Origin of the sequence: Lysinibacillus sp. KU-BSD001 (assembly GCF_042920265.1) — a bacterium.
Classification (GTDB): Bacteria; Bacillota; Bacilli; order Bacillales_A; family Planococcaceae; genus Lysinibacillus_B.
This window is the reverse complement of record NZ_JBDQZI010000002.1, coordinates 377,790-400,157: the sequence shown is the minus strand read 5'-3', so window position 1 is coordinate 400,157 and position 22,368 is coordinate 377,790. Positions and strand designations below refer to the sequence as shown.

General features: G+C 41.8%; 18 protein-coding genes. 11 read left to right on the top strand and 7 right to left on the bottom strand.

The annotated features are described in order from the left end of the window. Positions 1-32: 32 nt before the first annotated feature. A complete protein-coding gene (locus AAGS61_RS05150) occupies positions 33-1,445 on the bottom strand; it encodes a polysaccharide deacetylase family protein (protein ID WP_391368264.1) in 1,413 nt (470 codons plus the stop codon). A 123-nt stretch (positions 1,446-1,568) separates the two neighbouring features. On the opposite strand from AAGS61_RS05150, the gene AAGS61_RS05145 reads away from it, so the two are divergent. Continuing rightward, positions 1,569-2,315: a threonine/serine exporter family protein gene (locus AAGS61_RS05145; RefSeq protein ID WP_391368339.1), complete on the top strand. Its 747-nt coding sequence runs from the start codon at positions 1,569-1,571 to the stop codon at positions 2,313-2,315. 12 nt (positions 2,316-2,327) lie between these two features. Further along, the gene (locus AAGS61_RS05140) at positions 2,328-2,831 is read left to right on the top strand and encodes a threonine/serine exporter family protein (RefSeq protein ID WP_391368261.1); all 504 of its coding nucleotides are present in this window, start codon (positions 2,328-2,330) and stop codon (positions 2,829-2,831) included. A 57-nt stretch (positions 2,832-2,888) separates the two neighbouring features. On the opposite strand, the gene AAGS61_RS05135 is transcribed toward AAGS61_RS05140, so the two are convergent. Continuing rightward, positions 2,889-4,901 (bottom strand): EAL domain-containing protein, encoded by a 2,013-nt coding sequence (locus tag AAGS61_RS05135; RefSeq protein WP_391368258.1) that lies wholly within the window; start codon positions 4,899-4,901, stop codon positions 2,889-2,891. A 297-nt stretch (positions 4,902-5,198) separates the two neighbouring features. Between AAGS61_RS05135 and AAGS61_RS05130 the strand changes: the two genes are divergently transcribed. The 4 genes from AAGS61_RS05130 to AAGS61_RS05115 all read left to right on the top strand — a co-directional run bounded on the left by AAGS61_RS05130 (position 5,199) and on the right by AAGS61_RS05115 (position 9,979). After that, a complete protein-coding gene (locus AAGS61_RS05130) occupies positions 5,199-6,914 on the top strand; it encodes an ABC transporter ATP-binding protein (protein WP_391368256.1) in 1,716 nt (571 codons plus the stop codon). Next, a complete protein-coding gene (locus AAGS61_RS05125; RefSeq protein ID WP_391368253.1) occupies positions 6,915-8,750 on the top strand; it encodes an ABC transporter ATP-binding protein in 1,836 nt (611 codons plus the stop codon). It abuts the gene before it with no gap. Positions 8,751-8,892: 142 nt separating this feature from the next. Further along, positions 8,893-9,765, top strand: coding sequence for a GNAT family N-acetyltransferase (locus AAGS61_RS05120; protein WP_391368250.1), 873 nt, complete (start codon positions 8,893-8,895; stop codon positions 9,763-9,765). Between the two features lie 85 nt (positions 9,766-9,850). Then, a complete protein-coding gene (locus AAGS61_RS05115) occupies positions 9,851-9,979 on the top strand; it encodes a hypothetical protein (protein WP_391368247.1) in 129 nt (42 codons plus the stop codon). Between the two features lie 50 nt (positions 9,980-10,029). Here AAGS61_RS05115 and helD read toward each other — a convergent pair whose 3' ends face one another. The 3 genes from helD to AAGS61_RS05100 form a co-directional block, all read right to left on the bottom strand. Further along, a complete protein-coding gene (helD, locus tag AAGS61_RS05110) occupies positions 10,030-12,249 on the bottom strand; it encodes an RNA polymerase recycling motor HelD (protein ID WP_391368244.1) in 2,220 nt (739 codons plus the stop codon). 469 nt (positions 12,250-12,718) lie between these two features. Next, complete coding sequence (locus AAGS61_RS05105; protein ID WP_391368241.1) at positions 12,719-13,177, bottom strand: hypothetical protein; 459 nt, start codon at positions 13,175-13,177, stop codon at positions 12,719-12,721. A gap of 182 nt (positions 13,178-13,359) precedes the next feature. Then, a complete protein-coding gene (locus tag AAGS61_RS05100) occupies positions 13,360-14,379 on the bottom strand; it encodes a DUF2804 domain-containing protein (RefSeq protein WP_391368238.1) in 1,020 nt (339 codons plus the stop codon). A 165-nt stretch (positions 14,380-14,544) separates the two neighbouring features. Here AAGS61_RS05100 and AAGS61_RS05095 point away from each other — a divergent pair, with 165 nt between their 5' ends. The 3 genes from AAGS61_RS05095 to AAGS61_RS05085 all read left to right on the top strand — a co-directional run bounded on the left by AAGS61_RS05095 (position 14,545) and on the right by AAGS61_RS05085 (position 16,402). Beyond that, positions 14,545-15,078 (top strand): amidase domain-containing protein, encoded by a 534-nt coding sequence (locus AAGS61_RS05095; protein ID WP_391368336.1) that lies wholly within the window; start codon positions 14,545-14,547, stop codon positions 15,076-15,078. 125 nt (positions 15,079-15,203) lie between these two features. Continuing rightward, positions 15,204-15,776, top strand: coding sequence for a nitroreductase family protein (locus tag AAGS61_RS05090; RefSeq protein ID WP_391368235.1), 573 nt, complete (start codon positions 15,204-15,206; stop codon positions 15,774-15,776). A gap of 134 nt (positions 15,777-15,910) precedes the next feature. Then, a complete protein-coding gene (locus AAGS61_RS05085; protein WP_391368233.1) occupies positions 15,911-16,402 on the top strand; it encodes a YusW family protein in 492 nt (163 codons plus the stop codon). 47 nt (positions 16,403-16,449) lie between these two features. Here the strand turns inward: AAGS61_RS05085 and AAGS61_RS05080 are convergent, their stop codons facing one another. Both AAGS61_RS05080 and AAGS61_RS05075 read right to left on the bottom strand, forming a co-directional pair. Next, entirely contained in the window at positions 16,450-16,923 is a 474-nt protein-coding gene (locus tag AAGS61_RS05080) for a hydroxymyristoyl-ACP dehydratase (RefSeq protein WP_391368230.1), read from the bottom strand. A 303-nt stretch (positions 16,924-17,226) separates the two neighbouring features. Continuing rightward, a complete protein-coding gene (locus AAGS61_RS05075; protein WP_391368227.1) occupies positions 17,227-18,111 on the bottom strand; it encodes a MerR family transcriptional regulator in 885 nt (294 codons plus the stop codon). 231 nt (positions 18,112-18,342) lie between these two features. On the opposite strand from AAGS61_RS05075, the gene AAGS61_RS05070 reads away from it, so the two are divergent. After that, positions 18,343-19,905: a phytoene desaturase family protein gene (locus tag AAGS61_RS05070; RefSeq protein ID WP_391368224.1), complete on the top strand. Its 1,563-nt coding sequence runs from the start codon at positions 18,343-18,345 to the stop codon at positions 19,903-19,905. Positions 19,906-20,053: 148 nt separating this feature from the next. Beyond that, the gene (locus tag AAGS61_RS05065; RefSeq protein ID WP_391368222.1) at positions 20,054-22,261 is read left to right on the top strand and encodes an MMPL family transporter; all 2,208 of its coding nucleotides are present in this window, start codon (positions 20,054-20,056) and stop codon (positions 22,259-22,261) included. The last annotated feature ends 107 nt before the right edge of the window (positions 22,262-22,368 follow it).

The following is a 22,368-nucleotide window of genomic DNA, read 5'->3' as shown; positions in this document are numbered from 1 at the left end:
CATCTAGGGGATCTCTAGGTGCCTTTTGTGTATTACCGATAAGGTAGAATTTCGCTGACTGTGACAAACTCATAGCCTTCACTTGCTAAGTAGTCTAGGATGCCATTTAAGCCATCTGCTGTTGACTGATGAATATCGTGCATTAAAATAATGGCGTTATTGTGCATTTGCTGTTTGACGATTTGTACGAGCTGTTGTGCATCGCGGTGTTGCCAATCGAGTGTATCGATTGACCAAAGCACGACATTATGGGGAATCATCGTATTAATCGCTTCGTTTGTTGCCCCGTATGGTGGACGGAATACAGTCGATTCTTGCCCAATCGCCTCGACAAGTGCCTGTTCTGTTATTGTAAATTCATTCATAATTTGTGATTGTGATAGTTTTGGTAGTACGGGATGACTCCATGTATGGTTGCCAATCTCGTGACCACGCTTTAGTACCTCACGTGCAATTTCAGGATAGTATTGTACCCGATTACCGAGCATAAAGAATGTCCCTTTTGCGTTGTGGCGATCTAAGCTATCAAGAATTTGAGTGGTTACTTCTGGATGTGGTCCATCATCAAAAGTGAGTGCGACCCGTTTTTTGTTGTCATCCACTACGCCATCCGCAGGTGCATCGACTTCCACCATCTGCATTTGGAATGCTGAAGCAAGCAGTGGATTTAAAAATGACATCGATACTTGCACGGAAATGGGACCTTGTTCAGGTGGTGCAATCGTTCCTTCATCAAAATAAATGTATAGTTCATCTTGATGGATGGCGAATTTATCAAATAATACCCATCGCGCTTCTGTTGCTAAGTCCACTTCTTCTGCGATTAATACGTCTTGTAAATCTGGATTGGCTTTTAGTAATTCACGGACATGACTGGCAAACGTTTCTAAGTTTTTAGTATCTTCACCAAGTAGTGTGCGAATATCTAATACTTGTGCTGTTTCAATATGATAGAAAACGGTTTTTAATGTTGTCTTTGTCGACTTCTCATTCGTAGACATACGTTCTGTAAAAACAAAAGAATAGTAATTTTCGTTATATTGATATGTATCAAAGTGAATATTTAGTTCACCAGAAAGTTTTTCTATTTTACGCGTATCTTTCTTTGGTCGCATCGCATTTATGTAGGCTTTTTTAGAAGAGTTAATATAATCTTCAATTAGCACATTAAAATTCTCATCGGCTGTTTGTGGGTATTGAATCGCAAACGGCAAGTCCGGGTCATTTGACATATCAGAAATGATGCGAATGCCTGGGAATGCAGATTCTGCTTCGGTTATACTTGAGTCAACAATCGAATCTGTCGCAATCACTTCATTGTCATGACCAGTTAATGTATCGTCCATAATGGTAAAGAAAATAATAATACTAACTAATAATAAGATGGAAGTAATCAACGCCAGATCAATCCAAGGTCCGCGTTTTTTCTTCCGTGTAATTCTCATGATGTTTGTGCTCCTCTCTATGATGTAACATATGCATCAGTTTTTTGAAAAAAGAAGTTGAGCTTTCGCTATTTATTCGTTAAGATGTGTCTAGTTTAAAAGGAGGTTCCGTTCCATATGAGCATGCATGAAAAAAACAATGAAATGGCCATTGACTGCATTTTACTAGCAGGTCGTATTATGATGGAAAGCGGGGCCGAAACTTATCGTGTAGAAGATACAATGCTTCGAATGGCGCGGTCGCAAAATTTAGAAGGTGCACAAAGTTATGTGACGCCGACAGGGATTATTTTTTCGCTTGGCCGAACACAGCCTACTAGAATTACATCTATTTCGACAAGAATTACGGATTTGCATAAAATCACACTTGTAAATAATGTATCTCGTAAACTTACATCTCACATCATAACACTAGAACAGGCGTATGACGAGTTAAATAAGATACAGAAAACGAATTATTTCTTACCAATTATTATACAAATGTTGGCAGCTTCTGTCGCTAGTAGTTGTTTCTTAATTTTGTTTAATGGACAGTGGTCAGATGTCCCAGCTGCTTTCGTAGCAGGGGGTATTGGATTATATGCGGTGACGGTTGTCCATGATATGACAAGAGTGAAATTTTTCTCAGAATTTTTTGCTGCACTTGTCGTTGGGGTCATTGGTTTTTTGGCCGTGAAATACGGTTTAGGGACACATTTAGATAAAATTCTTCTTGGTGGTGTCATGCCACTCGTGCCGGGATTACTCATTACAAATGCAGTACGGGATATGATGGCAGGACATTTTACAGCAGGAATGGCAAAAGGGGCAGAAGCCTTTTTAACAGCCTTTGCGATCGGTTCAGGCATCGCACTTGTGCTGTCGTTTTAAGGAGGCGCATCAATGGACATTTTTATACAAATTGGACTTAGTTTTTTAGGAACAGCTTGCTTTGGTGTCATTTTTAATGTGCCGATCAAAGCGATTCCGTGGTGTGGTATCGTCGGGACACTTGGTTGGACGATTTTCCATGTATTATCGCAGGCGGGTGTGTATGAGGTGCATGCCTCGTTTGTTGGGGCGTTTGTCGTCGCCATTGTTGCCTACATTTATGCACGTCGCCTCCGGATGCCGATGATTGTGTTTAGTGTATCGGGTATTATTCCGCTTGTCCCAGGAGGCATTGCTTATAATGCGATGCGTAGCGTGGTAGAAGTCGATTATTTAACAGGGATGGAATATGGGATGCGCGCCTTTTTAATCTCAGGTGCCATTGCGATGGGGCTTGTTTTCGCAGAGGTCATCATGCAATTAATGTTCCGCTTTATGCGCAAAGGACGCACATCGATTCAATCCTTTGTAAAAGAAAAGAAAGCAACAAAAATGCCGCCTAAAGTGACGAGGTAACGCATCCATTACACATGGCACACAAAAGGACTACTCGGATTCGAGCAGTCCTTTTTATTAGCGTGCTTTATATAAACGTTCGATTTCTTCCCATTCCACTGGTTTACTAAGATAGTAACCTTGTATGCTATCGCAACCATAGCTTTCAAGCAAGCTCTTTTGTTCTTCTGTTTCCACACCTTCTGCCAGTACAGTTAAGTTCATCGATTTGCCCAGTTGGATCATGCCATCAATGAGGCGCTGTGTTTTTTCAGATTTTGTTAAAGAGCTAATAAATGTCTGATCAATTTTTAAAATTTCAATTGGTAATAGTTGCATATAGCGGAATGATGCATAGCCAGTCCCAAAGTCATCAAGGACGAAGACAATGCCTTTTTCTTCAAGTTGACGCATTTGATTAATAATCGATGTTTCGCCTTCTGCTTCTAATGCGAACTTTTCCGTAATTTCAATTTGAATGAGCTGAGCAGGACAATTTGTTTTCTCTAATGTTTCTAAAATGGACTTTGCCATGTTTTTATCGCGGAACTCACGTACAGAGGAGTTAATGCTCACTTTCACATGTATCCCTGCATGATGCCATGCGACCGCTTGTTCACATGCTTTTTCTAACATAAAGGCACCGATACGATTGATCAACCCTGTTTCCTCGGCGACGGGAATGAGCTCATCTGGTGAAACGACCCCAATTTCCTCATCTGTCCAGCGTACAAGCGCTTCAACGGTTGTAATTTTCCCTGTTTGTAAATCCATTTGCGGTTGGTATAAAACTTGTAAATTTTGCTGATTCAGCGCAAGCAGTAAACGTTTTTCAATCACAGCTTGGCGATTTAATGTTTTATGTGTTGCTCTGGATAGCGAAGCGATATTGTTGCCACCTGCTTCACGTACAGTAGCAATTGTCGCAAGCGATGCTTTCATTAATTGTAAAAAAGTCGATTGATCTTCAGGGTAACGCGAAATACCACCACTAATAGCAAGTGGAATTGCAATGTTATCATTGTAAATCGGGTGTTGCTGCAAGTAGTTTAAGAAGCCCTGTATAAACCATTCTGGTAGCGGAGTAATGACAACGAATTCATGTTCATTAATACGTGCCATTGTACTATCCTGAAAGTACATTTTCATACGCTTCGTAAATTCTACGATTAACCCATTTTCGACTTCCTGATCATGTAAGTCTTTAATTGTATAAAATTTATCAATGCTTAAATACACAAAGGAGAAGTGGCGACCTTCTGCAATCATGTCTGTAATGACGCTTTCTAAGCGGTGTACATTCATTAGTCCTGTTTGTGCATCAATGAAAGCAATTTTTTCGAGTTGTAGCTGAATCGTTTTTTCTTTTGTAATGTCCTTTTCAATCAGGATAAAGCGTGTATCCTCTGATTTCGTTCCGATTGTCGGGATAGCGGTTAAATACACCCAGTACGATTCTCCGTTTTTCGTTACTTTTTCAACTTCACCTTGCCAAATTTGTCCGTTGTTTAATGTTTTCCAAATCGTTTGCGCCATTTTTTCACTATCTGGTGTTTCAGGGAACAACCGCCAGAATGTTTTACCTACTACGCGCTTAGGTGTCCAATGACTTGTTTTTAAAAAGTGCTGATTACCATTTACAATGAAGCCTTCATGATCCAGCGTGACCGTCATAAAGGAAGATTGAATACCGTTGCGAAGGTCGATCAACTCTTGATAGTTATCACCCATTGTGTGCACAGCATCCAGTGGTATACTCATGACGAATAATGCTTGTTCATCATTAAATAAACAACGTTTTGTAAACAAAGAAACATCGATAAGGTTGCCATTGCTCATCACGAGCTGTAAATTATTAAAACGGATCGCTTGTTCACTCGTTAAAATGACGTTCCAAGCTTCTTCGTGTACAGAAGCAAATAAGCTATTTCGTAAAGAATTTTGCGCAAAGTCATCTGCTGTATAGCCGAAATAAACCTCGCTCCAATTATTCGATTCTAACAAATCACCTTGAAGATTAATGAAAAAAGATGGGAAAGGGGTATGGTCGACTAGTTCATTCTTCATTTGGTCAATCGGTAGTGGGCTCATAGATTACGCCTCCCTATTTCAGAAATGTATAACAATATTATAGGGAATATCAGTCGCATAGTCACTATTAATGTAATATTAATATTTAATAAAGGTAGATATAAGGTCTTTTTTCTTAATTTTTATGATAAATAGTAATGGGATTATAGAAATAAGAAATGAGTAGAGAGCGTTGGTGAAAAGGAATTGACGTGCTAAAGTGGTGAAATCGAACCGCTTTTAAAAGTAGAGATGATTATGTCATAATATTTTGGAAAGAAATTAGAGTCTCGAATGAATTGGTGAGGAGATGCTGTTGTGAAGACTGTTTTTTCTTATATAAAACCTTACAAGTGGCCAGCGATGATTGCATTAATGTTAATGCTGATCGAGCTATTTGTGGAGCTTGTACAGCCGCTTATTATTGCCAAAATTATTAATGATGGTATTTTGCAAGGGAATACAGGTGTAATTGGGCAATGGGGTTTACTCATGTTTGGATTAGCAGGGGTTGCCCTAGTTTCAGGTATTACTAATTCTTATTTTAGTGCACATACTGCGCAAAGTTTTAGTTATGATTTACGCAATGCATTATTTAGGAAAATCCAGTCGTTTACGATGGCGACTTATTTGAAGTTTCCGACGTCAAGCTTAATTACGCGTTTGACGAGTGATATTACACAGGTGCAGAGCGTGCTATTTATGAGTTTACGTATTATGCTTCGTGCGCCGCTATCTGTAATTGGCGGTATTACGATGGCGTTTTTTGTGAATGCCAAAATGGCGATGTTTTTACTAATAGGGGCACCTTTTTTACTTATTTTTTTAGTAGTCATGGTGAAAAAAGGCGTTACATATTTTTCAGTGGTGCAATTCCGTCTAGACCGTGTGAATCGCGTGTTGCAAGAAAGCATACAAGGGATTCGATTAGTGAAGGCGTATATGCGCGGACAATACGAGGCGACACGCTTTAGCAAAGTGGCGTCAAACTTGCAAATGGATACGGTGAAGGCGCTACGTACGATGGAATTAATTATGCCTGTGCTAACGCTCATCATGAACTTTAGTTTGCTTGCAGTATTGTGGTTTGGCTCTGTGGAAGTGCGCAGTGGCGAGGCACAGGTCGGCGATTTAGTCGCGATCGTCAACTATACAATGCGTGTAACAGGTGCATTTTCAATGTTTGCGTTTATCATTATTGCCTTTGCTCGGGCGAAGGCGTCTGCTGAACGGATGGAAGAAATTTTGTTGATCGAAGAAGGCACGGAAGAGAAAGCAGGGGTTCGTGAGTTCGATGCTTCGCAGCTGGGTATAGTGTCGTTTCGTAACGTCACGTTCCAATATCCTAATACGAACGTGGACGTGTTATCCAATGTATCGTTTTCGGTGTCACAAGGTGAAAAGCTGGCGATCATGGGGGCAACGGGTGCTGGGAAGTCAACGTTACTGAACTTAATTCCTCGTTTTTATGAGGTGTCTGCTGGCGAAGTGTATGTCAACGGTCGGAACGTACAAGCGTGGGATTTAGATGTACTACGTGAGATGATTGGCTTTGTGCCACAGCAATCGATGCTTTTTACCGGGTCTATCTTTAATAATGTACGTTGGGGGAAACAAGAGGCTGAGCTAGAAGAAGTCCAGGTAGCGGCCGCACAAGCGCAAATTCACGGCGCAGTCGAAAGTTTTCCGAACGCGTATGACACACGTGTCGGCCAAAAAGGGGTTAACTTATCGGGTGGGCAAAAGCAACGTTTATCGATTGCCCGTGCGTTAATCCGAAAATCAACTATTTTAATTTTAGATGATAGTACGTCAGCACTAGATGTAAAAACAGAGGCAGCGCTATGGGAGGCATTAGCGAAAGAGCAGGCAACGATGCTTGTCGTGACACAAAAAGTCCGAACGGCTCGCGATGCCGATAAAATTTTGTTACTAGATGAAGGGCAAGTCGTTGGCTTTGGTACACATGAACAATTGCTTCACACAAGCCCGCTTTACGAGAAAATTGTGGCGTCACAGCAGGAGGTGGAGTAGGTGAAATTCATACAAAACCCTTTTGGCTATGAACGTATTTTAAAGAAAGAAGACTTAGGGTCAGGCAAAAAACCAAAGGGCTCGCGTGCCAGTGACTGGAAACGAACGCTCAGTCGAATTTGGCGCATTGTCGATGAACAGCGTGCCTTATTAGTGATGGTCCTTGTCATGGTTGTCATCAGCTCCGCTTTATCGTTGATTGGACCATTTTTAATCGGTCGGATCGTTGACTATTATGTGGTGCCGGGTAAATTTGAAGGGATGCGCACGATTATTCTTACGTTAATCGGTGTGTATGTTGTGCTGTCGATTTCTTTATTTTTGCAAAACTACTGGATGATTGGCATCGCGCAGCAAACGATTTACCGAATGCGTACAGGGGTGTTTGAGAAGCTACTGAAGCTACCCGTTTCATACTTTGATCAACGGCAACACGGGGAATTGATGAGCCGTGCGACAAATGATATTGAAACGGTTAGTTCGACATTAAACAGTTCTTTCATTCAAGTGTTTTCAAGTGTGCTGACATTAACAGGGACAGTCCTTGTCATGTTGTATTTAAGCCCGCTCTTAACGGTGCTGACGATGCTCATTATTCCGCTCATGTTTTGGGCGATGCGCTGGATTACCCGTCGTACGGGGAAGCTATTTAAAGAGCAGCAAGCTGCATTAGGGGCTTTAAATGGCATGATTGAAGAAACCATTTCTGGTCAACGCGTAGTGAAGGCATTTTCACAGGAAGAACGAGTGATTGAGGAATTTAGAGCGAAAAGTAGCCGTCTTCGCATGGTTGGCTTCTGGGCGCTTTCGTATTCAGGCTATATTCCGAAAGTGATGAATGGATTAAACAATATGAGCTTTGCAATTGTCGCGGGGATGGGGGGCTTACTGGCATTAAACGGGCATGTCTCCATTGGAACGATTGTCATTTTCGCCGAATATGCGCGCCAGTTTACGCGTCCGTTAAACGACTTAGCGAACCAGTTTAATACGGTGTTATCCGCTATCGCGGGTGCGGAGCGTGTATTTGCTGTGATGGATGAGCCGACTGAGGAAGATAACGGCAGTCGAGACGTGCAGCTGCGAGGTGCTGTTGCATTTCGAGATGTCTCTTTTAAATATGATGCAACTGCAGAACATGACACATTACGTCACGTGCATTTTGCTATTGAGCCAGGACAAACGGTCGCGTTAGTCGGTTCAACAGGAGCAGGGAAAACAACGATTATGCAGCTAATTGCAAGGTTTTATGATACAGCAAGCGGTTGTGTTGAATTTGATGGTCGTGACGTTCGTTCGATTGCGCGCCAAACGCTACGTAGTCAAATGGCGTTTGTGTTGCAAGACCCGTTTTTATTTGAAGCAACAGTGTACGATAATATTCGGTACGGAAAATTAGACGCGACCGATGAAGAGATTGTGGAAGCTGCGAAAAAGGCGAATGCTCATGATTTTATTATGAAGCTAGGTGAAGGCTATAACACCGTATTATCAGCCGATGGTAGCGAGATTTCACAAGGGCAAAAGCAGTTGTTATCGATTGCCCGTGCGTTAGTAGCAGATCCGGTCATTTTACTGTTAGATGAAGCAACCAGTTCCATTGATACGGTGACCGAAATGAAAATTCAAGAAGCGCTGGAAGTACTGATGGAAGGACGCACAAGCTTTGTCATTGCGCATCGATTAAATACGGTACGGAATGCAGATGTCGTCCTTGTGTTGCAGCAAGGGGAGATTGTAGAAGCCGGCTTGCAGGAGGAGCTCATCGCGCGCGATGGGATGTATGCAAGCATGCTGAAGGCTGGAAAAGATATAGATGAATTGTTAGATCGGTAAATATGGGAGAAGTCGCGTAAAACGTGTTGAAACTCGCGTATAACTTACGAAAAGTCGCGCATAAATCCGTCATCAACACGAATTGCATATTGGGAATCGTTCCTCTAAAATAAAGAACATCATTTTACAAGGAGTACGGAATATGAATTTTTCATTTATGACGGTATCGTTTCCCGTTGATGCAGAAACATTGAGGGAAATGAAGGGGCTTTGCGAGGAAGCCTACAAAACAGATGGGGTCCATTACGAATCGATTTTAAATTTGCCGAATGCACAAAACTATGAGGCATCTGGATTTTTTGTGCTCGTCTATAACGATGAAGACAATCAATTAGTCGGTTTAGCGAGCGCCATTGATTTATTAGGACTGAATACGTACGAGTGGTCGATTGTTGTCTTACCGATGTACCGTCAAATCGGGCTAGGGGACGCGGTTTATCAGGTTGTGCGTGAAGGGCTTGAGGTACGGGGGGCGGACGGCGAACTTGCGCTCATGATGGAAGGTGTTGTGAGTGGCAAGGCGTTTTTAGAAAAGCGCGGTTATGTGTATAGTTTCTCAGAAGCAACACTGGAAGCCCGTGCCGAAAAAGTAGAAACACGTGATAATGTAACGATTCGTCCATTTAAGTTGACGGATACGGAAGCGCTCGTGGACATTTTCTGTGAAGCCTTTGGGGATTTGCAGGAGGAAGCACTCGAGCTAATTACCTTTAATTCACAGACGGAAGGACTTGTGCTGTGGGTTGCCGAAGAAAATGGCACAGTCGTTGGTACCGTGACGACACGTAAAGAAGGAGATGCCCATTGGGTGACAGCACTTGCGGTTCATCCAACATACGGGGGGCGTGGCATTGGTACCGAGCTACTCAATTCGGTTAAGCAGTTCGCATTTAGCGGCGGTGAACAATTTGTCCTGTTAGATGTAGAGCTTGATAATAATCAAGCACTAGCTGTTTATCAAAAAGCAGGTTTTAGTAAATCTGCGCAAGTCGATTATTTTGCGTTCGGCGGGTAATACTCGTTCGTCAGCGTCATTATGAAGTGCAAAAGGGCATAATCGGACGTGCAGTAGCATATACTCCTATAAAGGAGATGATGCCATGCGAATGCCAGCGTTACCGAAAGATAAGCCAGCGTCTAAACGTACGTCAGCGATTCACCGTTTAAAAGAAACATTAAGTAAATTAAAACGTAAAAGTTTATTTGTGAAAGTGCCTGAACGAAAATAAGCTACGCCGATGGAACAAATCAGCGTAGCTTTTTCTAATGGTCCAACACTTTATAATAAAAACGTTTCCCGACTCGGGCCTATTAAATACAGTTCGTGCATAGCTCGTGTTAACGCTACATATAACAGCTTGCGGTCAATGGGGTGATCATAAAAGGGTGTATCAAATGCGGCAATCATGACTGCATCAAATTCCAGCCCTTTTGCTAAATGGCTTGGGACGACAAGGAGTTTTGATTGGTCGAGTGTAGCCGATTCATCCAGTAAATTCATGTCCATGCCAGCTGCTGTTAACTGTGCCACCATCGTTTTAGCGTCGGCTGTTGTTTTAGCAATTAATGCAATGGAGCGGTGCCCGTTACCCTTTATTTGCTGATAGGTTTCGGAAATAATAGCAGGGTCAAATGCCTCGCATGGCATAAAGGTCGGTTCTTTTCCATGCCTAACAACAGGCTCGACTAGCGGTAAATCTTCAGGCATCTTGGCTAAAATTTGATTGGCTACGTCCATAATTTCAATCGTTGTCCGATAGCTTTTTTGTAAAGTCGCATAGGTTGCACGCGGGAATAGCTTCAATACCGAGTCCCACTCCGTTAATGAACGGTAGCTATGAATCCCTTGTGCCAAATCGCCGACCATTGTAAACATATCCGTTTCTAATCCAGCCTTTAAGGCGGCTAATTGAAATAAGGAATAATCCTGGACTTCATCGATAAAGACGACGCGCATTTTCCACTTGTCTGGGATGCCTTTTATACGGGCATGTAAATAGTACAGCGCCGCTAAATCTTCCAGTACCCATGCTTCTTTTTGATGGGCCGCTACAAATTGCTCAATTTCCTCAAACGACCATTCTGGTGCCAGTTCTGTTAGTAACATCCGATTCGTGACAAGCTCGCGGTACATCGGTTTCACTTTGGCTTTTTCAAATTTTCGCATATAGCTCGTCGCAATCGATTTTGCTTCTTGTTTAATTTTTGGTATGCGCTCATCACGCTCATCGATATACTTTGTGACGATACGACGGCGTTTTTCATCATCGCGAATGCCATCAAGCGCACGACCAATTGCCTCCTCGTACTTGACATTTAATGTGTGTAAAACAGCGGTTGTTTTTCGTTTCACCTCGGTTTGAATGACCTTCTTAATGCGTTCCAGTCGCTTTTCAATCGGCATATATGCAAATTCCATGAGAAATAGCTTTTGCAGGTGATGAGCCCGCATAATACGGTATTTTTCAATGAACACATCGTCAAAGAGCGCAACGAGTTGTTTTTCGTGCCTTTTGAGATAGCAATCCATGATATGTTTGTATAACATCGAGCCCTTGATTTGGGCGATATTGAAGCGCGGGATGATGCCTGTATTGTTTTCTACGATACGCTCGAGCTGTTCATTTGGGTTTTGTAGTTTCAATTTGACACCAATGGCATGCTGTACATACTCGGCATAGGTGGTCTGGCAAATGCGATCAACGCCAAGCTCAGGTAACACCTCACCAATGTATTCGATAAATAAATTGTTCGGCGCTAAAATCATAAGCTGCTCCGGCTTAAAATGCTCGCCCATCGTATATAAAAAGTAGGAAATACGGTGAAGGGCAATCGTTGTTTTCCCAGACCCAGCAGCCCCTTGCACTAAAATTGGCTGGCGTAAGTGTGCACGAATAATTTCATTTTGTTCTTTTTGAATCGTCGACACAATTTCGGTTAAACGGACGTCTGCCTTTCCTTCTAGTGCCTCCTGCAATAACTCGTCATTTGTTGTTAAATCAACATCACGGAAATCGAGCAGCTCACCGCCTTCAATTTTATATTGGCGTTTGGCAAACAGATGTCCGCTATGCTCCTCGTCTCGCACCATATACGTCAAATCACCGAGCCGCCCGTCATAGTAAACATTGGCGACAGGAGAGCGCCAATCGACGATAATGGGCTCGTGTGTGTCGCGGTGAAAGAGTGAGGTTTTACCAATATATAAAAGCTCCTCTTGTTCTCCGTCTCGCTGAAAATGAATACGCGCAAAATAAGGCTTCTTCATGACGCCTTCTAAAGCTTCCTTTTGATGGCGCACCATGTCAAAAAAGCGCGAGTTCGTCAAAATATTTAAAAAACTGTCACTGGAATCGATATAGTCTACGTTTGCCATAGCCGCTCGAATGTTTTTCTGTGACGATTTTAAATCCGCTTCCGATATCGCTACTAATGTATCCATATAATTGCGCGTATTACGTAAGCGCTCTATTTCTTGTTGGAAATCGGGGTGTTGCATCGATGTCGCCTCCTATCGCTTCATCAAGTGAAATGTGGTAGGGGAGTCCCCTGTAAAGAAAATTAGAATTTCATCCTACTATATGTGCTATGATAGATTCAACAAATAGAGGAAGGGCAGGGATTGTTATGATGATGTTCGCGTCTATATTTATTGCACTCAGTGTCATTTCAATAGCGGGCCTCCTATCTGGCATCATCCTTCATAAAGAACAGCAAGACATGAAAGAGCTATAGAGAAAATATAGTGCTAGATAGTATTTAAATAAGAAAGTGTATCGTTTTTTATACAGAAACGCTTCAAGCAGGTGCTGTTATTGCTTTGCAAAAAGTACTATAAACATTGATTTTATGACAAAAGGAAAGCTCTCATTTAAAAAAATCATCAAAATGAGAGTTTTTAGTAAACTTAGATATTATTTCGTGAAAAATGATTATTTTTGAAAGCGAATGTTTAATGATTGGGTCTCTTATTCAAATGGTTCAATTAACTCTGTTTCAGCCTTTTTTAAAAAATTTTGATAGGTTTCGTACTGCTCTTTCAGACGCATATGTGCTTCTTCACGTTCTTCTGATGTTCCTGCCTCTATATAGGCATTCACGCTATGAACATATTTGTTCTTGGTATCTAGATAATCCATAAAATACTGTTCTTTAATATGCGGCTCCATTTGAAGCCCACCACCAGTATGGTTAGCGATGTCTGTAAACGTATCGTATAGTGGCTCAATTAATTGTACTCTTTGCTCCGGCTTATACTGTTCAGCTGTTTTCTGGAATATCAAAATACGTTCTATTGGCTTTTGTATTATGTATAGTTGATTGTAAAGTAGTGCCCGATAATCTTTTATTAGCTGATGTTGCCGATAAAAAAACGTACTTATCACCATCACTACTAACAATAATCCCACTAGATAGAGCTTTTTCATGAAATCATACTCCTACTTGTCTTGTTAGCTGGTCTTTTAATTTACTAAATATTAAAAATATATTGTTTAATATTTTTATTTAATCTTTTGGATGATTATTTTGTTAGTCTACAACTGTATATTTAGAAAAACACCTACAATAAAAACAATAGCTCGCTCTCAGCGTAGGGCGAGCTATTGTTTTACCATTTGGCTAGATGTTCTTCAATACAGCCAAGCATTTGGCTAATTCGTAATGCGCCATTTTCTAGTTGGACGTATCCATTATAGTAGCCTACTAGTTGATGGACTTCTGAGCGAATGAGCTTGGCATCTGTTTTGGCCACACGCTCAAAAAACGGGGTAAACGTTAAGTTGACGGTGTCGCTAAATTTAGAGGTGATTGTCCACGGCTTCATAAAGTTAGTTGGGTCATAGTAAAATAATACATCTTCATGGATTTTAGTCATGACCCCATCTACAAACACGGCATTTTCTGTCATACCGGTGCCATCTGTCCACTTGCCACCGAAATTGAGTCCAATACGGCGCCCGCGCATTTTTTGGCTCGCCATGCCCCAGTTCCATGTTGCCTCGCGCGGCCAAACACCACGACCAAAATCAAGTACAGCATAGCTTTCTTCTTCGTTAAAGGTGTAACGGCGCTCACCGATTTTCACAATCCCAGTCGTCGGCAGGGTATGGTGTTTTGCGGTAAATTGAAACAGCTGACGATTCCACGGAATAACCACATTAAGTGAGTCATCATCTGCGGGGTGATGAATTGTTAATTCTGCCTGCAAGCGTTCGCCATCAAAATTTGGGCATGTGACAGATAAATGGGTATCCCCATTAAAATAGGAAATGCGGATGTGTAATTCACTATTGCCATAGCTGACGGTTTCGAGCACTTGTGTCGGCATTTTCACTTTTGTGCCGAGTGGAATGACAATCGTTTTTTCAACATAACGTTGAGTCTCGTACTCTAGAAAATACACAAAGCAAACCGCTGCATAGTCTAGATGACTAATCGTGGCAGAAAATAAAATATCTTCGCCGTATACACACCAATAATTCCACTTCTTTTTCCGCATAAAATGTCCGCTTAAATTGCAATCGATGATGGGTTTTCGTGCATAGCCAATTGCTTCTGGGTTTAAATTTCCTTTTTTATCACAAAGCAATGTGGGTAGTAGTATTTCCCTTTCGGCATGCTGTTTCATGTCCTCATCCCCTTTACGCCCTTCTTTTTATATCCATATTGTAACAAACTGAAGGCATATTTGTTGAGAATCGCACATGATATTTCAATATATTTTTGATTGGATGAATTGCCAAATATATGTTGGTGCTCAGGCATATAAAAATAGAGAAAGGGGGCGTACCATATTCCGACATATTACAACCGTGATGCAGCGGTGGAATATGCAAACAGCTGGTGGGATGGCCGCAATCCAGATTTCCCGTCCTTTGCCGTAGATTGTACAAATTTTATTTCACAATGCTTGCTAGCAGGTGGTGCACCGATGTGGGGAGCACCGAACCGAGGAACGGGCTGGTGGATTACGTCTGGTTGGCGCAGTGGGCGAGAAGGACATTATCCAAATGAAACGTGGAGTTATAGCTGGTCCGTGGCGCATAGCTTGCGGTGGTATCTTGAAACATCGAAGAGAGGATTGACCGCGAAACGAGTGAGCGATGTGTCAGAGCTTGAGCTAGGTGATGTAATTTTATATGACTTTCAAGGAACGGGCGTCATTGACCATAGTACGATTGTGACGAGTATACGAAACGGTGTCCCATACGTGCATGCACATACAAACGATAGTGCGAATAGGCATTATGCATACCGCAATTCAGGTGCATACACACCGAATATTAAATATTATTTTTATAAAATTAGCGATGTGTTTTCAGGGTAGGATAGTACGAGATTCTGGTTGAAGGCTGTTTGAAAAAATGGTGAAATGTGTTAAGGTTGGTTGTAGGAAAAAAGACGATGTAAACACGAGGAGTTACGGTCTATTTTGAAGGAGTGATTTTGGAAATGAACACACAATCGTTATCAATCAGAGAAGCTATTCTGAATCGCCGTTCGATTAAATTATTTAACGGTCAGCCAGTGGATCGTGAAGATTTACTAACAATCATTGATGATGCGGTATGGGCGCCGAATCATGGCAATCGTGAACCGTGGCGCTTAGTTGTCGCGTGTGGTCCAGAACTAGCGCAACTACATGAATTGTTACGCGACATCGCCGTTCCGAAATGGCGTGAGCTGACAGCAGAAGAGCTTGAAAATCAAATGAAAAAATTTACGTTACCAGGCGGCTATGCGTTTGTCATCGTACCGGAAGATGTACGTCAAAAAGAGCGTTTAGAGGATTTAGGCGCAGCAGCAAGCTTCATTCAAAATATGCAACTACTGGCATGGGATAAAGGCATTGGTGCTTGTTGGAAAACACCACCATTTTTAGATGCACCAAAATTCCGTGAATCCTTAAAGGTAGCACAAGGAGAACGTGTAATAGCGATGCTACAATTTGGTTATTTCGATGAATTACCAAAAGCGAAAGCACGTAAAACAGCAGAACAAATCGTCACAACGTTTGGCGAATAATAGAAAGCGAGTCACTTCAACTTTGTTGGAGTGGCTTTTTTTATGCAATCACGTAGTTAAAGAAAAATGCTGGTCAAGGCATAAAAGCAGTAGGAGCGGGGCATTTTTATAGTAAAAGAAGGAGGTTGTTTTTTATGCACAAAATCAAATGGTTAGTCATTCCGCTGAGCTTTTTACTACTAACAGCATGTAATAAGGATAATGACGAAGCAACAAATGTACCAAATGACGCACCAACACAACTAGAAGATGAAACGACAGCAGGTGGTAATGGCACAAATGTGACGAATACGTCAGCAGCGAATGCGCCATTTAAATTTACGCATTTTTCATTAGATGTGGATTATTCGGATACGCAAAGCTTTGAAGTGGAGTATGAAAACGAGGAATCCGGTGTAGAAGCTTCAATTGGAGATGATGTAAGTGGAGAAGCATTAAATGGGAATGCGGCTTATGACCAGCTTGAACCGATTTTTAAGTCGTTCACATTTGATGCGGCAACAGCGGAGGTAGATGTCATTGCAGAAGTGATGAAGGCATTTGAATTAGAGGATAACTACCAAAAATTTGAGCTCGATATTCGCTTCGCAGATGGGACAGAAAAAGAATATCATGAGCAAAAATAAAGGAAAGGGGTGTACAGAAGGTCTTTTGCTTTCTGTACATCCCATCTTTACCGATGAAAAATTAAATAGTATTTCAGCAACCGAATGACTTCATTGATTTTTTTATATTCTCTCTCAATGAGATAAGAGATGCATACAATGGCAATGTTAAAGCTTAAGAAGGCTAAGATGAAGATTTGCAAATTCGTGACGGGCGTAGTGATTGTATTGTTGATAAAAGTAAGGATCATGGCTAATATGGTGAGCATTGCGCCACACAATGTAAAATAGGCAGCTCTTGATCGAATGATACCATTTGCTTGCATTTCGAGGATTTCAATGACATATTCGACTTCTTGCTGCGTATATTGCCGATCGAATGTAAGAAAATAAGATTCATATATTTCCTTCGATAGATTTTCACCGAGAATATTTTTATGAATTTGTGTGACGAGTCTATCACAAAAATCGCTATTTAGCGTATTTTCAGCTGAAAATAATTCTTTTTTATTCGTTAGTGCTTTTTCATTTAGTTGCGCCATGTTTTCCTCCTTGCTATGAACGTTTCTTAAAATAGTTTGCTAATGATAGTATATTAAAGAGTGTGTATTATATGTTTCAGTCGACAAAATAACCTATTTTCATTGGATAAACATTTCAAAAACCCCTAGTAAAATAAGGCGTGTTTTCGGATAAAGGTTTGGGTGAGCGAAACACGGCGTTATCCGATCAAAACAGTGGGGCGAACGAGCAAAAAGGCCGACTATCCGTTCAAAACCATCGGGCAATGGTTCAAGCAGAACTAAAAACAAAAAGGTGTGGCCAAATAGTGGCTACACCTTTTTCTACTGTGAAAAGACGTCTTGTAACGAATGGGCTTCTTGAATGGCTTCGAGTTGAAAGTGTTGGAGAGCATTGTGGATACCGGCACCTCCAATGAAAAATTTAATATGTGGCACCGTTTTGGCAAAAGCATCAATGGCTCGAATTGCTTGCCCGTCGTCTGCCCATACCGCTTGTGTCGAAGCAGTTAATAACACGATTGATGGGTTCGTCAGGCGAACGGTCGATTCAATGGCGTTCGGAGCGGGGGCTGGCCCGAGCATTAATGTACGATAGCCACGAAGCATACATTGGACGAGTAAAATGTGGATGGGGATTTCATGTCGTTCATTCGGTAAACAGCTACCTACTACGAGTGGTGCATGTTCAGGTACATGAAAACGACGGCGCAAATTCGCTAAAAAGTCCCGAATCGTTTGACTGCTCACCGCCTCTTGGTATTCGCCCCATTTCTTTTCACACCACAATTCGCCAATGCGTCTTAAAAACGGCGCAATAATTTGCTGCAGTAATACTTCTATCCCAAATACATGATGGGCCTGCTCCAGCAAATGCAAAATTTTCTTATCGTCCGCTAGTTTTCCTGCTTCCTCTAGGGCAAATAAAAAATACTTGACTTGATCGGTAGGCGCTTTCGGCTGTTCCACTTGTTCCTCTTCCTCTTGTTGTACAAGCATAGCCGCCTGCTTCACTGAGTGCCCTGCTTCTGTTAAGACAATAATTTGCTGTAGCCGTGCGACTTCTGCTTCGGTATAAATGCGGTAGCCATTATCAAGACGCTCCGGTGTGATAATCCCGTAACGATCTTCCCATTTTCGGATAACTTGCTTCGATAAACCAGTCATTTCCGCTACTTGCTGAATCGAATATGTGCGTTTTTTATTCATGCCATTCCCTCAATTTTTTAAAATTCATTCAAACCGTTGTGACTACCTGTTCCTACTAACATTCAACGAAAAAATCAATTAGTTGTCAAACGTTGTATAACTGTTGTACAATGTTTGTATAATATTATAGCACTTTAACAGCGGTTTAAGTATAAAATATACAGTGAATGATGCATTAATTAAACAAACCTTGTACTACTTTGTATAAGGTTTAACTCGGAGGGGAAATTGATGAAAAACATTGCAATTGTAGGAGCAGGTCCAGGAGGATTAGCCGCGGCGATGCTACTTGCCCATAAAGGATATACAGTACAGGTGTATGAAAAGCAACCATATGTAGGGGGGCGCACGAGTGAAATCCAATTAGGAGATTATAAGTTTGATATGGGGCCGACATTTTTAAATATGCTCTATATTGCGGAAGAAATTTTCGAGCTGACAGGGCGCAAACTACAAGATTATGTAGAGTTATATGATTTAGACCCGATGTATGAGCTGGTTTTTCATGATAAAAAAATCAACATGACACGCAATGCCCATGAAATGATCAAACAAATTAATGAGATTTTTCCAGGTAATGAGGGCGGGTATGAAGCGTATATTGAAAAAACACAGAAGAAGCTTGAAGTATTAGCGCCAGTATTACAATCACCGATGAATCGTTTTACAGATATGTTAAAGCCGCATGTATTAAAGGCGGTAGGTGAGCTGGAAATTGGGAAATCACTCGTCGATACATTATCACAGTTTTATAAAGATGAAGATTTACAATTAGCCTTCACATTCCAAGCAAAATACCTTGGCATGTCACCGTGGGAAAGTCCGGGTGCCTTCTCCATTCTTTCTTATATTGAGCATGCATATGGTGTGTATCATGTCAAAGGAGGACTCAATCGTTTAACGCAAGCGATGGCACGAGTCGCGTGTGAAATGGGCGTAAAAATTTATACGAATTGTGGCGTGAAACAGCTCGTGACATCTGGACGGAAAGTAACAGGATTAGCACTGGAAAATGGCGAGGTTGTGCAGGCGGATGAAGTCGTCATCAATGGTGATTTCGGTCATGTCATGACAAACTTAGTGGAGCCAGGTGTGTTGAAAAAATATACGCCTGAAAAAATGGCGAAAAAGCCGTTATCTTGCTCGACATTTATGCTCTATCTTGGGGTGAATAAACGATTTGACGATTTGGCGCATCATACGATTTGGTTTGCCAAAGACTACCGTAAAAATGTAGAAGAAATTACAAAGACGAAACTATTATCAGACGATCCGTCGATTTATATTCAAAATGCGGTCGTGACAGATCCGACAGTAGCACCAGCAGGCAAGTCTACGTTGTATATTTTAGTCCCTGTCCCAAATAATACGAGCGCGATTGATTGGGATGCGGTATCAGGAGACTTCCGCAATATGGTGTTGCGTATGGTGGCAGAAAAGCTAGGAGAGCCACATTTAGAAAATTTAATTGAAGAGGAACGTATGATTACCCCGAAAGATTGGGAGAATGATATTAATGTGTACAAAGGGGCGACATTCAATTTAGGTCACCAATTAACACAAATGCTGGCGTTCCGTCCACGCAATAAATTTGAAGAGCTGGACCGCTGTTGGCTAGTTGGGGGCGGGACACATCCAGGAAGTGGCTTACCGATTATTTTAGAATCGGCCCGCATTACGGTAAATGGCATTTTAGCACAAGATCAAAAAGCACTGTTCCCAGTCAAACCGTTGCCGAATGGTTCGACGTATAAACCAGTGAAGGAAGTTTCCAAACCAATTATTCAGATGTAGCGTCTCGTCACGGGAGTGCGAGGTTGATGGGTGAATCGAAATCAACCTCGCTTTTACATTATGAGCTTTTCAGTTGAAGGGTTTTGTTAAAAATAGGTATAAATAATGTATGAAGAGAAAACTATGATCATAGAAAAGAGGAACATGTATGAGTAAACACCCATTAGAACGATGGGGTGAAATGATGGGCGGGAAAAAATCGAGATGGGTTGTGCTTGCTTTATGGGTTGCGTTTGCAGTCATTCTGGCCACTGTTTTCCCTCAAGTCAATAATGTAGAAAACTATTCAGGTGCAGACTTGCCCGAAGATGTCATGTCCATGAAGGCGAATGCCATTATCGATGAAGAGTTTTCGTCTGATGCCGGCTTACCACTACTCATTGTGTGGTATAAAGAAGCCGGTCTTGACCGGACAGATTTGCAGCATATTCAAAGTTTATATGCACAGTTAAATGATAAGCCATTAGTAGATCAACAATTAGTACCCCCATATCATCAAATGCCAACCGAAGCATTAATGGGGTCATTATCGGAAAATGGTCAATCCATTGTAACGCCAATTTTCTTTGCCGCAGATGTTGATACGGATATATTAAAGGAAAACTACGATGAAATTCGCCGTATCACAGAAGAAATTACAGGTGTGAATCCGTATGATACGGACAGTTTAGCAGAAGATGGCTTACACGCCCGTTTTTCAGGTCCAGCGGGTATTGTGGTCGATGCAACGAAGCTATTTGAATCAGCGGACTTCCAGTTAATGGCGGCGACAGTCATCATTATTTTAGTTATTTTACTTGTCATTTATCGTTCGCCGATTTTAGCCGTGATTCCATTAGTCGTTGTTAGTATCGCGTACCTTGTCGTGAGCCCGATTCTTGGCTATATGGCGGAAAGTGGTTGGATTGATAAAGATGCACAAGCGGTATCGATTATGGTCGTGCTCCTATTTGGTGCAGGGACGGATTATTGTTTATTTTTAATTACAAAATATCGTGATATGTTGCTCGAGGAGGAGAATAAGTTCCTCGCTTTAGCAAAAGCGGTACGCGAGTCCACAGGGGCCATTGTGATGAGTGGGTTAACGGTTGTCATTGGTCTGGCGACACTTGGCCTTTCCGATTACGGTGCGTTTCAACGTTTCGCTGTTCCGTTTAGCTTAGGGGTACTATTAACAGGCTTTGCCGTCATTACACTACTGCCTGCAGTCCTGGCGATTTTAGGGCGTGGCGCCTTTTGGCCATTCGTTCCGCGTACACCAGACATGGCGAAAGCGGTGGCGGAGCAAAAGAAGAAGCCATATAAAGAGCCAAAACAAAATCATCGCTTTATGCGTGCTGTCGGGGATTTTGCGACGAATAATTCATGGATTGTCATCCTCTTGACAGGTGCGATTTTGCTGGGGCTTGCGTATGCTTCGACAACGATTAAGTATAGTTATGATTTACTATCGTCATTCCCAGAAGACTTAGGCTCTCGTGAAGGCTTCGCACTCATTGAAGAAAACTTTTCTGCTGGTGAACTAGCACCTGTGAAAGTCATTGTTGATACGGAAGGAAAGGATATTAATATTGGTGAACAGCTCGCTGCTTTACCATATGTGGCCTTAGTCGACGATGTACAAATCGGCCAATACAATTCCAATTATCAGCTATATGAAGTCGATTTAAATAAAAATCCATATTCAAAAGAAGCGATGGATGATGTACAACAAATGAAGGAAGATTTAAAGTCGATCATGGGAGACGTAGCGTTAGGTGATGCGAATTTCTGGATTGGCGGCGAAACGAGTACGCAAATTGATACAAGTGATGTGCAATCAAGGGACGAAGCCGTAGTAGAACCGATTATGATTATCATTATTTTCCTTGTGTTGTTACTGTATTTACGTGCCTTTATCACATCATTGCATTTAATGGTAGCGGTCATTGTTTCATTCTTCGCGGCATTAGGTGCAGGCTGGTTGATCATGACAGGGGTGCTCGGTCATGAAGCGATGGCAAGTTCGATTCCACTGTATAGCTTCGTGTTTATTATAGCGCTCGGGAATGACTATAATATCTTTATGATTTCGGATATTTGGAAAAATCGAAAGCGCGGCCTCGGTCATACAGAGGCAATTGCAAGTGGGGTCGCTTCCACGGGTGCGGTTATTACATCCGCGGGGCTTATTTTAGCAGGAACGTTTACCGTCCTAGCAACACTACCAATCCAGCTATTAGTGCAGTTCGGGTTAGTGACAGCGATCGGGGTATTACTTGATACATTTATTGTTCGTCCACTATTAGTACCGGCACTCATTACTGTGTTTGGTCGACTATCCTACTGGCCTGGCAATCTATGGCGAAAAGAATGATACAGACGACGTCGCTCATGTAGATGAGCGGCGTTTTCTTTTTTTGGATTGAAACTTTTTCCACACGCTTACCGTATATACTAAAAAGGTAAGTAACAGGGGGCGAT

Bases quoted from the DNA above. Each gene is read 5' to 3' on its own strand.
- AAGS61_RS05120 (WP_391368250.1), top strand. From the start codon at position 8,893: ATGAATTTTTCATTTATGACGGTATCGTTTCCCGTTGATGCAGAAACA.
- AAGS61_RS05105 (WP_391368241.1), bottom strand. From the start codon at position 13,177: ATGAAAAAGCTCTATCTAGTGGGATTATTGTTAGTAGTGATGGTGATA.
- AAGS61_RS05075 (WP_391368227.1), bottom strand. From the start codon at position 18,111: ATGAATAAAAAACGCACATATTCGATTCAGCAAGTAGCGGAAATGACT.
- AAGS61_RS05090 (WP_391368235.1), top strand. From the start codon at position 15,204: ATGAACACACAATCGTTATCAATCAGAGAAGCTATTCTGAATCGCCGT.
- AAGS61_RS05115 (WP_391368247.1), top strand. From the start codon at position 9,851: ATGCGAATGCCAGCGTTACCGAAAGATAAGCCAGCGTCTAAACGTACG.
- AAGS61_RS05065 (WP_391368222.1), top strand. From the start codon at position 20,054: ATGAGTAAACACCCATTAGAACGATGGGGTGAAATGATGGGCGGGAAA.
- helD (WP_391368244.1), bottom strand. From the start codon at position 12,249: ATGCAACACCCCGATTTCCAACAAGAAATAGAGCGCTTACGTAATACG.
- AAGS61_RS05100 (WP_391368238.1), bottom strand. From the start codon at position 14,379: ATGAAACAGCATGCCGAAAGGGAAATACTACTACCCACATTGCTTTGT.
- AAGS61_RS05080 (WP_391368230.1), bottom strand. From the start codon at position 16,923: ATGGCGCAACTAAATGAAAAAGCACTAACGAATAAAAAAGAATTATTT.
- AAGS61_RS05135 (WP_391368258.1), bottom strand. From the start codon at position 4,901: ATGAGCCCACTACCGATTGACCAAATGAAGAATGAACTAGTCGACCAT.
- AAGS61_RS05140 (WP_391368261.1), top strand. From the start codon at position 2,328: ATGGACATTTTTATACAAATTGGACTTAGTTTTTTAGGAACAGCTTGC.
- AAGS61_RS05085 (WP_391368233.1), top strand. From the start codon at position 15,911: ATGCACAAAATCAAATGGTTAGTCATTCCGCTGAGCTTTTTACTACTA.
- AAGS61_RS05150 (WP_391368264.1), bottom strand. From the start codon at position 1,445: ATGAGAATTACACGGAAGAAAAAACGCGGACCTTGGATTGATCTGGCG.
- AAGS61_RS05145 (WP_391368339.1), top strand. From the start codon at position 1,569: ATGCATGAAAAAAACAATGAAATGGCCATTGACTGCATTTTACTAGCA.
- AAGS61_RS05070 (WP_391368224.1), top strand. From the start codon at position 18,343: ATGAAAAACATTGCAATTGTAGGAGCAGGTCCAGGAGGATTAGCCGCG.